Origin of the sequence: Streptomyces sp. KMM 9044 (assembly GCF_024701375.2) — a bacterium.
In the GTDB taxonomy this organism is placed as follows: Bacteria; Actinomycetota; Actinomycetes; order Streptomycetales; family Streptomycetaceae; genus Streptomyces.
Window position 1 is genome coordinate 976,394 of sequence record NZ_CP113910.1, and the last position, 12,542, is coordinate 988,935.

Consider the following 12,542-nt stretch of genomic DNA (forward strand, 5'->3'; position numbering starts at 1 on the left):
AGCAGGAGCCGCCTTCACGGAGTGCTTCCGTGGGCGAATCGAGGGACGTGGGCTACCGGCTCTGGCAAAGTAGCTGCACGACCAAACGATCCTCGTAAGGAACCTCTGTGAGCACGCTCGGTAGCTTCATCTGGTCGATCGCCGACCAACTTCGGGGCCCTTATCGCCCCAACCAGTACGGGAACGTGATCCTCCCGTTCACGATCCTGAGAAGGCTCGACTGCATCCTGGAGCCCGACCGAGCGACGGTGCGCGAGCTGGCAGCGATGTATGAGAACCCGAACCGGCTCAAGGTCGAGGTCAAGAAGGTCACGGGTCGGTCGTTCTACAACACCTCCAACTACTCGTTCGCGAACCTGCTGAAGGATGCGGACGGGCTGGCGGACAACCTCGTTGACTACATTGAACGGTTTTCCGCCGATGTAGACGTGTTTGAGTACTTTGACTTCAAGAAGGAGATCCTGGCCCTGGAGAAGGCCGAGCTCCTGCGCGAGATCGTCACGTCCTTCGGTGCCATCGACCTCCACCCCGACGTGGTGTCGAACTCCGACATGGGCGACGCCTTCGAGTACATCATCCGCAAGTTCAACGAGGCCGCGAACGAGACCTCCGGAGACCACTACACGCCGCGCGACGCAATCCGGCTGCTGGTCGACCTGCTCTTCGCCGAGAAGGATGTCGACCTAACCGAGGGCGGCATCATCCGCTCGCTATATGACCCCACCGCCGGCACCGGCGGCATGCTCTCCCTGGCCGAGGAACACCTGCTCGCCCAAAACCCCGAGGCCAAGCTGATCCTGTTCGGCCAGGAGTACAACCCGCAGTCGTACGCCATCTGCAAGTCTGACCTGCTCGCCAAGGGCCACGACGCGACCAACATTGCCTTCGGCAACACGCTCACCGATGATGTCTTCAAGGGTCGCCATTTCGACTTCTGCATGTCCAACCCGCCCTACGGAGTGGACTGGAAGCAGTATGCCAAGGCGGTCAAGAAGGAGCGCGACTCCGCTGGCCCCTACGGCCGCTTCGCGCCGGGCCTCCCAGCGATTTCAGACGGCCAGATGCTCTTCCTGCTCCACCTGGCCCATAAGATGCGTCCTGTCGAAGACGGCGGCGGCCGAGTCGGCATCGTCATGAACGGCTCCCCGCTGTTCAACGGCGCCGCCGAGTCCGGTTCCTCCAACATCCGCAGGTGGCTGCTGGAGAACGACCTGGTCGAGGCGATCGTCGCGCTACCGACCAACATGTTCTTCAACACCGGAATCGCCACTTACATCTGGATCCTCGACAACACCAAGCACCCTAACCGCCAAGGCAAGGTCCAGCTCATCGATGGAACGTCCTTCTGGACCAAGATGCGCAAGAACCTCGGATCGAAGAACCGCGAGATCAGCGACGATGACCGCGTCAAGATCATGCGGCTGTACGCCGACTTCGAGGACGCCGACCCCGACCTCTCCAAGGTGCTGCGCAACGACGATTTCGGTTACTGGACCATCACCGTCGAGCGCCCCCTGCTCGATGAGGACGGGAACCCTGTAGTCGACCGCAAGGGCAACCCGAAACCCGACTCGAAAAAGCGCGACACCGAAAACGTGCCCTTCACCTACGGCGGCTCAACCGCCGGTGCGGCAGGGAAGCGCGAAGTCATTCAGACGTACTTCGACGCCGAGGTGAAGCCGCACGTTCCTGACGCCTGGGTCGACTGGGCCAAAACCAAGACCGGCTATGAAATCCCCTTCACCCGCCACTTCTACAGGTACACCCCGCCCCGCCCTCTCGTCGAGATTGACGCTGACCTGGAGAAACAGGTCGCCAAAATCCTTGACCTGCTGCGAGAGGTGGAGCAGTGAAGGGGCCTCTCTGGAACGTCTTGCCCGATGGGTGGCTGGCAGGCCAGGTCAAGAACGCTGCGACGGTCACGCTTGGCAAGATGTTGCAGAGCAAGGACTCGGGCAGTGACGTACGTGCACCCTACATGCGCGCTGCGAATGTGCAGCCCGATGGCGTGTTGGCCCTCGACGACGTGAAAGAGATGTGGTTCGGCGAGGACGAACTGGGACAATTGAGCATCCGCGCGGGCGACGTAGTCGTTGTCGAGGGCGGCCAGGGCGGGTTCGGCCGTGCCGCGTATGTCGACCAGGATCTTCCTGGCTGGGGATTCCAGAACTCGATCAACCGGCTTCGACCAATTGGAGACTTTGACGGCCGCTTCATCGCGTTCTACCTGATCGCGCTGCGGGCTAGCGGCTTCATCCGTGCCTACTCCAACGTTGTCTCAATGCCGCACCTTACGGCAGAGAAGCTTGCCAGGATTCCGATCCCGCTGCCGCCAGTGGGGGTGCAGCGCGCTATCGCCGACTACCTCGACCACGAGACGGCCCGTATCGACACACTCATCGAGGAGCAGCAGCGGCTGATCGAGATGCTCCACGAGCGGCGCCGATCAGTCGTGCAACACGCCGTGGCTGGTAGCGACAGAAATGATGTTTGCCAGACCGGAGACCCATGGTGGCCCGAACTCCCGGACGACTGGACTCCGGTGAGCTTGCGGCGGGTGCTCCGAGGGCTGGCGGACGGTCCGCACTTCTCTCCCAACTACGTCGATGACGGGGTTATGTTCTTGTCGGCGAGAAACGTCAAGGTCGACAGGTGGTCACTCGATGACGCGAAGTTCGTCTCTGAGGCTGACTACTTGGAGTTCTCCAAGCGTGTTGTGCCCGAACCCGGAGATGTGCTCTACACGAAGGGGGGCACCACCGGTATCGCACGTGTGGTCGATCTGGACTTTCCTTTCCAGGTGTGGGTGCATGTCGCGGTGCTGAAGGTTCGGCATGACTTGGTGGAACCGTCGTTCTTGGCCTATGCACTCAATAGCGGCCCGTGCTACGACCAGTCGCAGCTCTTCACGCGTGGCGCGACCAACAACGACCTAGGCCTAACGCGAATCGTCAACATCGTCACTCCTCTCCCGCCCCTTGATGAGCAGCGACGCATCGTCGCGTACCTGGATGATGAGACTGCGAAGATTGGCGCGCTGATCGCCGAGACCGAGCGGTTTATCGAGCTCTCCAGGGAGCGGCGGTCCGCGTTGATCACGGCAGCAGTGACGGGCCAGATCGACGTACGAAAGGCGGCGTGATGGCCGACCACAACGAGGTGGTCTTCGAGACGGAGATCTGCGAGTACCTGCGGGATCACGGCTGGCTGTACTCGAAGAACGACCACGACGGGGGCGAGTACGACCGGGAGCGGGCGCTCTTCCCGGCGGACCTGTTCGCCTGGCTGGAGGCCACGCAGAAGCCGGCGTACGAGAAGGCGCTGAAGGCCGCGGGCTCGCAGGCGAAGTTCCTGGACGTGCTGACCGCAGCGCTCGACCGGCCGCTAGAGCACGGCGGTGGCACACTGAACGTCCTGCGCAACGGGGTGCAGTACATCGGTGGTGGCCGCTTGAAGATGGCGCAGTTCCGTCCAGAGACGTCACTCAACGAGACCACCACGGCTCTCTATGAGGCGATGCGCGTGCGGGTGGTGCGGCAGGTGCACTTCTCGACCGCCGACCAGCGCAGCACCGACCTCGTCTTCTTCGTCAACGGGCTCCCGGTAGCTACGGTGGAGTTGAAGACCGATTTCACCCAGTCGGTGGACGAGGCGATCAACCAGTACAAGCAGGATCGCAACCCGTTGACAAACGGCCGGCCGGAGCCGTTGCTGTCGTTCGGTCATCGGGCGCTGGTGCACTTCGCAGTCTCGAACGACCTGGCGGCGATGACCACGAGGCTGGAAGGGGAGAAGACCCACTTCCTGCCGTTCAACATGGGCTTCGACAGCGGCGCCGGGAACCCGCTAGGTAAGGACGGGCGTTCGGCCACGGCGTACCTGTGGGAGCGCGTCTGGGAGAAGCACGCCTGGCTGAACATCATCGGCCGGCTGATGATCGCGCAGACCAAGGAGGAGTGGGATGTCAACACCGGCACCTCGGTCCGACGCACGAGCATGCTCTTCCCGCGGTTCCACCAGTGGGAGGCCGTCACCCAGATCGTGGAGGCGGTAAAGGAAGAGGGCGTCGGGAAGCGGTACCTGATCGAGCACTCCGCCGGGTCGGGGAAGACGAACACCATCGCCTGGACCGCCCACCGGCTGGCGCGGCTGCACGTCGACGACCAGAAGATCTTCGACTCGGTCATCGTGATCGTGGACCGCACCGTGCTCGACTCCCAGCTGCAGGACGCGATCCGGCAGATCGACGGCAGCGGCAAGATCGTCGCGACGATCAGCCCCGAGGATGTCCGCAAGGCCGGCCTGAAGTCCAAGTCGGGTCTCCTGGCGCAGGCGTTGAAGAACGGCGAGCTCATCATCGTGGTGACGGTGCAGACGTTCCCGTATGCGCTGAACGAGATCCGGACCGACGCCAGCCTGAAGGGCAAGAAGTTCGCCGTCATCGCTGATGAGGCGCACTCCTCTCAGTCGGGGCAGATCTCCTCGAAGCTGAAGAAGGTGCTGACGGCCGAGGAGGTCAAGGAGATCGAAGAGGGCGGCGAGGTCGCCGTGGAGTCGATCCTCGCCTCGGAGATGACCGAACGGGCCGAGTCGGAGAACATCTCCTACTTCGCCTTCACAGCGACGCCGAAAAACAAGACCCTCGAGATGTTCGGCCGCAAGGGCGCCGACGGGAAGCCTCACGAGTTCCACCTGTACTCGATGAAGCAGGCCACCGAGGAGGGCTACATCCTCGATGTGCTCAAGGGCTACCAGTCCTACGACACCGCGCTGAAGATCGCCGGCAAGGCCGAGAGCGGTGCTGGCGGGGAGGTCGAGGAGGCCACCGCCCGCAAAGGGCTGATGCGGTGGGTGCAGCTCCACCCGACGAACATCAGCCAGAAGGTGCGGATCATCGTCGAGCACTTCCACGTCAACGTCGCCCACCTTCTTGAGGGCAAGGCGAAGGCGATGGTGGTGACCGACTCCCGCAAGGCCGCGGTGAAGTACAAACTGGCCATCGACGCCTATATAGCCAAGCGCCGTGCCCAGGACCCTTCGTACGACTACCGCGCCCTGGTCGCTTTCTCCTCCGGGGTGGCGATACCCGAGGAAGAAACCTGGGACAACGCCTGGGGTCCGCAGCCGTCGAAGGACTCCGAGTTCACCGAGGCCAACATGAACCCTGGTGCCGGGTCCGATCTGGCGGCAGCGTTCAAGGGCGACACGTTCAAAATCATGCTGGTCGCCAACAAGTTCCAGACCGGCTTCGACCAACCTCTGCTCTCGGCGATGTACGTCGACAAGAAGCTGTCGGGCGTCACCGCGGTACAGACGCTCTCCCGCCTCAACCGCACCCACCGCACACCCGGCGGGGAACAAAAGCGCAAGACGTTCGTCATCGACTTCGCCAACAAGCCTGAGGACATCAGGGCGGCGTTCGAGCCGTACTTCAAGAACGCCACCCTGGAGACCGAGACCGACCCGTACGTCGTCATCCACCTGGCCAACAAGCTCGCCCAGGCCAACATCTACACCGAGGACGACGTCCGCAAGGTCGCCGAGCTGTGGATGACACGGAAGGGCAACAACGCGCTGTCAGCGGCGATCAGTCCGGCGCAGCACGACTTCCGGCGCCGCTACGCACGGGCGATCGAGGAAGAGGACAAGGTCACCCTCAACACGCTCGACCTCTTCCGCAAGGACGTCTCCACGTACGTGCGCCTCTACGACTTCATGTCGCAGATCGTCGACTATGGCGACCCGTACCTGGAGATGTTGTCGATCTTCCTGCGCCTGCTGGAAAAGGTCATCGCCGAGTCGTCCTGGTCGGCCCAAGTAGACCTCTCTGACGTGGTGCTGGTCGGGGTCAAGCACAGCAAGGCAAGCCCGGTCGACATCTCCCTCGTGGGTGACGGCCAGTTGAAGGGCATCAACGCCGCCGGCACTGGCACGAAGAAGGAGCCGAAGTACGTGGCGCTCCAGGTCGTCATAGACAAGATGAACGACCTCTTCGGTGCTGAGACGTTCGCCGAGTACCAGATCCGGGAGTTTGTCCAAGGGCTCGTGCAGCGGCTGCTCGCCGACTCGAACTTAGTGAAGCAGACGAAGGTGAACACCAAGAAGCAGTTCATGGAGTCGCAGGACTTCCAAGCAGCTGTGACGGAGGCGGTTGCGGACAACCAGGACGCCCACAACACGATGGCCGACTACTTCTTCACTGACGGCCCGGCCATCAACTCGATCATCATCGCGCTGGCGGACGCCTTCTACGAGGCTGCAATCGATCAGCGGGTGGATTCTTAAGCCCCCGGAATTTTCCAGCGAATTCCGGGGGCTTATGCCGTAAGACGGATGGGTCAATTCTGAGTGGTGCCCTCGTCGGTGGAGTTGTCCGTGCGCCGACGGCGGGCTATGACGAGGGCGCCTCCGCCTGTGACGATCAGGGCTGCGGCGCCTCCGATCAGCCACGGGGAGGCGTCGGCACCGGTGTGCGCGAGCGAGCCCACAGGAACAGGCGCTGTTGTGCTCGACGCAGTATCGTCGGCTGTCTGGGTACCCGAGGCGGACGGAACCGGGACGTCCAGGCCCTCACCGTGCTGGCTCGGGGATGGCTTGCCGCTCGGCCTTGCGGTGGGCTTGCCGCTCGGCTTCTCGGTGGGGTTGCCCGTCGGCTTCTCCGTGGATGGCGGTGTGGCGGCGGTCTTGGCGTTGGTGAAAGTTACGGTCACTGGGTCGCCGGGAGCAGCAGCGAACGTCTTGGTCGGCTTGTACAGGTCGTAGCCGGCAGGGGCTTTGATCTCCTTGACCCAGAACTGGGCCCTTCGGCTCGACATGGGCAACTCTCCGGAGGCCGTGCCCTTGGCTCCCGTGGTCAGGGTGAGCAGCGTCGAGGTGCCGGTGCCGATGTTCACGGTTGCGCCGGGCAGGAGCTTGCCGGTCTTGTCGTCCTTAACCTGCAGGAGGACCTTGGCGGCCTTGAAGGGGTCGGTGATCGTCAGCCGTGTGGTCGCGCCCGGGGTGACGATGACGTCCTGGTCGGCGACGACCTCGTGGAGCGGGCTGCCGGAGGCCGTCTCCTTGAGCCGGTAGACGCCGGGCGCGAGGCCGGGGAAGGTCAGCTTTCCTTGTGCGTCGGTCTTCCCGTGTCCGGCTTCCTGGCCGGCGGAGTCGAGCAGCAGGAACACGGCGCCGGGCAGGGCGTCTCCGGCCGTGTCCTTGGTGGTGATCTCGACGCTGCCCGCGTCCGGGGCCGGAGTCTCGGCGGGGGCGGCGGAGGTCGAGGGGCTCGGTTCGGAGGGCTCGGCGCTCGCGGTCGGCGCCCAGGTGAGGGTGCCGGCTGCGGCGACGGCGATGGCGGCGGCGGATCGGACGAGACGTGCGTGCACGAGGAAGAAGACTCCTTGATCGGTCAGGGTCAGCGGGTGCGGCCGGTCGTATGGCCGGTGGGTGGTATCGCGGGGGTCGGACGGTTGAGTGGCTGCGGGGCCCCAGCGGGTGCGGCGTAGAGGTGACGACGGGTATGGAAAGGGATGTGTTTCACGGCCCGGTGTAGCGGTTCGGTGGAGATCAGCGAGGCGGTGAAAGCCGCGGCGAGGGTGGTGGGCGCGCCGGCAGAGAACCGGGCCTGCCAGTGCGGCTCGCTGTACACCTCGTGTGGGGCCGTCGCGTCCTCGAACAGGTGGTTCTGGTCGCCGTGGCGGTCTTCGAGGTACAGGTCAAGCAACTCGGCGTGGACGTCGCGTAGGAGTTCGGCGGGGGTGGTGGCGGCGAAGGTGATCTCCCAGGCCCGCGGGCCGAAGGGGACACGGTCCATGCCGATGCTCCACGTCCCCTGGCCTCGTTCCTCGGGTTTGGGAGCAAAGCGGGTCCACAGCCGGGCGCAGGGGCTGATGGCGAACACCATTCCTTCGAGCCCCTGGTGAAGGTGCCAGCCGTCGTCGGAGGGGAAGGGCCAGATCGTCTTCAGGTCGGCATGGCCGGGGCCGGCAAGGTGACGCGGGAGAACCCTCACGCTCTGGGCAGGGTCAAGGTCCTTGAAGGGGTCGGGGGGCGGACCGGGCAACAAGAGGAGAGGCTCCTACTCGATAGCTGACGTGGCGTGCGGTGCGCGGAGATCGGGAAGAGGCTCAGCGAGTGCGGGCCCCGGCGGGGGCGGCCGGCGGGGCAGGAGTGCTGCGCGGCGTGCGGCCGGTCTGGCGCTTGGGCGCAGAGGCGGCCCAGGCACCGGGGAACCAGACGGCGGTGTACTGCTCGATGGCATCGCGCAGCCCGGTGGTGACGGCCCCGTCCCACGGCGGGCGGCCGGGGCGGTGGTAGGTGTCGAAGGTGCCGTACTGCTTGGTGTTCGGACGGGTGTGGGTGGCTTCGTCGCGGCGGTGGAAGGTCCCGTGGTCCACGAAGCTGAGCGCTACCGCGTCGATCTCGCCGCGGTCCGGGTGGACGACTGCGACACGCAGCCCGCCGTAGGTGTCCGCGTGGATGGTGCGGGTGAAGTCGATCCGCAGCCGTAGCGGCGTGCCCGGGACGGGAGCGGCGTAGTAGGTGTTGCCCACGACGGCGTGGTCGTGGAAAGGGAGGCATAGCTCGGTGAAGAACTCGGGGGCCTGCAGGGACACGAGGGTCTCCGGTCGGGGGTTGGGCTGGGGTCAGCGGCGTGGGCCGGGCAGGGCAGGTCGGCTGGTGGTGCTCCAGCGCGGGACGCTGGCCGCGGGAAGCGCGGCCGAGCGGCGGGACGCTACGGCACGCCGGACGTCGAGCGGGGTGGGCGATGGCGGACTCGGCGGGAGGATCGGGGAGAGCTGGGCGTGGCCCTTGACGTAGCTGGAGGTGTCGTCCCGCCATCGAGGCAGGGGTGCGGGGTCGGCCACGGCTTCGGTCACGGCTCGCAGGAGGGCGGCGGGGGTGTCGGTGCTGGCCGTGGCGTACCAGAAGGGCCGGGTTGAGGAGGTGCCGGCCCACAGGTGCCAGCGCGCGTCGCGGGTGTCCAGTTCGATCGCTGGGTCTAGGTCCCCGGTGGTGTACTCCAGCGTGGCGAGACCGTCGGGTGAGGTGATGGCGAAGGTGCTCGAGTCCGGGCGGTCGAGCTGCCAACCGTGGTTGATGAGCGGGTCGACGGCGTGGAACGGGTCGCGGTCGGCGCTTCCGGCGAGCGGGCGGGCAAGGTAGTGGTCCGGGCCCTGCCGGTACGCCTCGGCGAGGGCGGTGGTGAAGGCGGTGACGAACTCGGTCGGCGCGCTGTCGTTGAAGCAGACGCCCCAGGCCGGTGGGCCGAAGGCGTCCTTGTAGGCGTTGATGCGCCATAGTCCGTCGTCGTTGCCTTCGGGGAGGTAGCCGAGGCGGACCTTGCCGTCGGGGGCCGTGAGGTAGGCGTTGCCGAGGTCGTCGTGGTGCAGATCCCAGCCGAGGTCGCGCAGCGGGTCGAAGCCGGGATCACCGACCGCAGTGGCACGGGTCAGGTGGCGTGGGGAGACGTAGACGTCGCCGTCGATGGTGTCGTGGTCGTCGTGAGGCACTGAATCCTAGGGGAAGGGGTGGGGTCAGTTCGGGGGCTGCAGGGCGGCTGCGAGGTCGGTGGGGCGACCGGTGTAGTGCAAGGTGCGCAGGCCCAGGCGGTGGGCTGCGTGGCAGTTGTCGGACCGGTCGTCCACGAAGAGGACGCGGTGGGGGTCGGCGCCGGTGGCGTTCATCGCATGCTGGTAGGCGGCCGGGTCGGGTTTGCAGACCTAGAGCCGGGCTGAGTAAAAAGCGTGGGTCATCAGGCGGCGCCACGGGTGGCGGTCGAGAATATCGCTGAGGTGGTGGGGTGCGTTCGACAACAGCACCAGCGGCAGCCCGGACTCGTGGGCCTGGTGCAGGACTTCCACGACGCGGTCGTCGGTGGACGTCCACATGTCGGTGTCGGCGTCGCGAAGTTCACGCAGCCGCCGGGTGCCGGGGTGGTGGCCGAGGACCGTGGTCCAGTACGCGAGATCGCTGAGCTGCCCGGCGTCGTATGCAGAGCGGGCACTCCAGAAGGCGTGCTGAAAGGCGGGCAGGTCGTCGTCGGACCACAGGGCGGTGCGGGCCAGGCGGTACCACTGGCCGGTGGTGGGCTGCAGGCCGATGACGCCGTTGTAGTCGAGGATGACGGCGTCCAGGCCCGTCTGGGCGGTGGTGGGTGTCACGGGGTGGGGTTCTCCAGGGCGCGGTGGGCGAGGGCGGCGACGGCTGCTGCGAGGAGGGCGGGCAGCAGCAGGGCCGTGGACAAGGTGGTGACGCTGGCCAGGGCTCCGATGAGGGCCGGTCCGGCGAGGAGGCCGAGGTAGCCGGTGGCGGTGACCGTGGCCACGGCCTTGGCTCCGCCGGCTCCGGCCGCGGTGATGAGCGAGGGGACGGTGGTGGACAGGCCGAGTCCGAAGACCGCCCAGCCGGTCAGTGCCAGCGGGGTGCTGTTCCCGATGACGCCGATGGTCAGTCCGACCGTGGCGAGAACGGCTCCGGCCCGTACGACTGTCGGGGCGCCGAAGGCTGCGGTGAGCCGGTCTCCGGTCAGCCGTCCTGCGGCCATGGCGGCGCTGTACAGTGCGAACGCGGTGGCGCTCGCGGCCGTCGGGGCGCCCAGGGTGTGAAGGTGCACGGCGGCCCAGTCAGCGGCGGCTCCCTCCCCAAGCAAGCTCGCAGCGGCCAGCGCGGCCAGAAGCCAGAGCTTTCCCGGCGACGGAAGCAGAGGCAGCTCCCCGGCTCCGGTGTGTGATGCGGGGCGGTCTGCGCCGTTCAGGCTTCGGGTGACCGGCACGGCAGCGACTGCGACGCCGGCCAGGAGGGTGCCTGTTGCGGTGAAGAGAGTGCTGTGTGGGGCCTGGGCAGTGAGGGCGGCCAGGGCGGCGCCGGCGAGGGCGCCGAGGGAGTAGGTGGCGTGAAGGCCGGACATGATGGGCCGACCGATACTGTTCTGGCAGCGGACGGCCGCGGTGTTGACGGCTACATCAAGGACGCCGTGCGCGAGACCGAACGCGAGAGCCGCCGCCAGCAACGTGGACAGGCTCTCGCCTTGGCCCACGAGGACGAGGCATCCGGCCAGGGCGATGGACCCAGCGCTGAGCAGAGCCGGTAGCCGCGCCGGGTGAGCGTAGCGGCCTCCGAGCTGAAGCCCGGCGACCATGCCGACGGCAGCGGCCAGCAGAACCAGGGCCAGCCCTGCGGTGCCGAGGTGGGCCGCCTGCTGCACAGCAGGCATCCGGGCGCCCCACACCGCCATGATGGCCCCGAGGCCGAGGAAGTACCCGGTCAGCAGCGCCCGGCTGTGCCGGTCAGCCGCAGACACCGCGCTCACGCCGCGGTGCTGCGGGTGCCGGAGGTCCGGTCGAGGACCACCGTGACAGCACGAGCGGCCTGGTCGGCGCGTGCACGCGCCTGCTGGCTGGTGGCGGCAGTGGTGATGAGGTAACCGAGCCGGCCCGTGTACAGGCTTCCTCCGTCGGCGGGGAGGAGGATTTGATTGCCGGGGCGGCACTGGAAGTGCAGCCGGTCCAGCCACGTCGGGTGGGGCCCGTCATAGGTGAGGTGGGTGAGAGTGCCGGAGGTGTCCGGGTAGAGGAGCCGGATGGCGGCGGCCGAGGACCTGGTGGGCGTGAGGTCGGGAGCACGGTCGCAGGCGACGTCGGCTGCGGCACGAGGCAGGTCGATGCCGGTGGCGAGACGCACGAGGTGGCCGATCATGTCTCCGGCCAGGCGGGCGTTGACCTCGATGAGGCGGGGTTTGCCGTCGACGAGCCGCATCTCAATGTGGCTGACGCCGTCGGTGATGCCGAGGGCGTTGATCGCCGCCCGGGCGGCCGGCGCGACAGTCTCCAGGAGCGGATCGTCGGCGTCCACGCTGTGGGCCAGCTGCTCGAAGTGCGGCGGAGGGCTGATGGCCTTGCGGTTGACCGCGACCACCGTGGTGGCGCCGCGGTAGGTGACGCACTCCACGGATATCTCCGGCCCGTCGAGGAACTCCTCGACGAGGACGCTGGTGCTCTCGGTTCCCTGACCGGCCGTCCGTTCGGCTGCCTGGTAGGCGGCAGTGAGCTGATCGCGGTCGTCGACGCGGAGCACGCCGATGGCACCTGCGTGTGAGGCGGGCTTCAGCACCACGGGGTAGCCGATCCGTTCGGCGGCGGCTTCGGCCTCCTGGCGGGTACGCACGCTCACCGAAGCGGCCGAAGGCACGCCGTGGCGGGCGAACAGCGACCGAGCGGTGGCCTTGTTGCGGCACCCCTGCATCACTTCGGGCGCGGTGGTGGACAAGCCGAGCTGGCGCGCGAGGCGGGCGGTCGGGACCACGTTCCACTCGTCCCAGGTCATGACACCGGCGAGGTCGTGGCGTCCGGCCAGGGCCCGGCCCCCTGCCAGCAGAGCGGCAGGATCGCTGAGGTCGACGACGGCGTGATCGGTGATGTGCGGCTTCTCCCAGGACGGTTCGGTGCCGGTGAGCAGCACGACGTCGTAGGCGTCGGCGACCTGCTCAAGGCAGTAACCGCGGTAGTTCTCATCTCCGGGAGCGACGACAAGTACAACAGGGCGAGCGGGCAAGAGGAGTT

9 protein-coding genes and 1 pseudogene are annotated in these 12,542 nt (G+C 66.6%); 3 read left to right on the top strand and 7 right to left on the bottom strand.

Translation table 11 applies throughout. The features are described from left to right. Positions 1 to 107: 107 nt before the first annotated feature. The 3 genes from HUV60_RS04475 to HUV60_RS04485 are packed head-to-tail and all read left to right on the top strand — an operon-like array spanning position 108 to position 6,285. Positions 108 to 1,853 carry an HsdM family class I SAM-dependent methyltransferase gene (locus tag HUV60_RS04475; protein ID WP_257852158.1) on the top strand — a complete coding sequence of 582 codons (1,746 nt, stop codon included), beginning with the start codon at positions 108 to 110 and terminating at the stop codon, positions 1,851 to 1,853. Next, positions 1,850 to 3,142 (top strand): restriction endonuclease subunit S, encoded by a 1,293-nt coding sequence (locus HUV60_RS04480; protein ID WP_257852156.1) that lies wholly within the window; start codon positions 1,850 to 1,852, stop codon positions 3,140 to 3,142. The genes HUV60_RS04475 and HUV60_RS04480 overlap by 4 nt, the downstream gene beginning before the upstream one ends. Next, positions 3,142 to 6,285 carry a type I restriction endonuclease subunit R gene (locus HUV60_RS04485; RefSeq protein ID WP_257852154.1) on the top strand — a complete coding sequence of 1,048 codons (3,144 nt, stop codon included), beginning with the start codon at positions 3,142 to 3,144 and terminating at the stop codon, positions 6,283 to 6,285. The genes HUV60_RS04480 and HUV60_RS04485 overlap by 1 nt, the downstream gene beginning before the upstream one ends. 53 nt (positions 6,286 to 6,338) lie before the next feature. Here HUV60_RS04485 and HUV60_RS04490 read toward each other — a convergent pair whose 3' ends face one another. The 7 genes and pseudogenes from HUV60_RS04490 to HUV60_RS04520 form a co-directional block, all read right to left on the bottom strand. After that, complete coding sequence (locus tag HUV60_RS04490) at positions 6,339 to 7,367, bottom strand: SpaA isopeptide-forming pilin-related protein (protein WP_257852152.1); 1,029 nt, start codon at positions 7,365 to 7,367, stop codon at positions 6,339 to 6,341. A 29-nt stretch (positions 7,368 to 7,396) separates the two neighbouring features. Continuing rightward, complete coding sequence (locus HUV60_RS04495) at positions 7,397 to 7,993, bottom strand: DUF317 domain-containing protein (RefSeq protein ID WP_257852150.1); 597 nt, start codon at positions 7,991 to 7,993, stop codon at positions 7,397 to 7,399. Between the two features lie 115 nt (positions 7,994 to 8,108). Continuing rightward, positions 8,109 to 8,597 carry a hypothetical protein gene (locus HUV60_RS04500; protein ID WP_257852149.1) on the bottom strand — a complete coding sequence of 163 codons (489 nt, stop codon included), beginning with the start codon at positions 8,595 to 8,597 and terminating at the stop codon, positions 8,109 to 8,111. Between the two features lie 30 nt (positions 8,598 to 8,627). Next, a complete protein-coding gene (locus tag HUV60_RS04505; protein WP_257852148.1) occupies positions 8,628 to 9,494 on the bottom strand; it encodes a DUF317 domain-containing protein in 867 nt (288 codons plus the stop codon). A gap of 24 nt (positions 9,495 to 9,518) precedes the next feature. Continuing rightward, positions 9,519 to 10,145, bottom strand: a pseudogene (locus HUV60_RS04510) (HAD family hydrolase). Then, entirely contained in the window at positions 10,142 to 11,293 is a 1,152-nt protein-coding gene (locus HUV60_RS04515; RefSeq protein WP_257852146.1) for an MFS transporter, read from the bottom strand. Before HUV60_RS04515 ends, HUV60_RS04510 begins: the two are co-directional and overlap by 4 nt. After that, the gene (locus HUV60_RS04520) at positions 11,290 to 12,534 is read right to left on the bottom strand and encodes an ATP-grasp domain-containing protein (RefSeq protein WP_257852145.1); all 1,245 of its coding nucleotides are present in this window, start codon (positions 12,532 to 12,534) and stop codon (positions 11,290 to 11,292) included. The genes HUV60_RS04515 and HUV60_RS04520 overlap by 4 nt, the downstream gene beginning before the upstream one ends. Positions 12,535 to 12,542: the final 8 nt, after the last annotated feature.

What these genes read in the sequence shown, in the direction of transcription:
- HUV60_RS04485 (WP_257852154.1), top strand. Translation starts at nt 3,142, where the DNA reads ATGGCCGACCACAACGAGGTGGTCTTCGAGACGGAGATCTGCGAGTAC.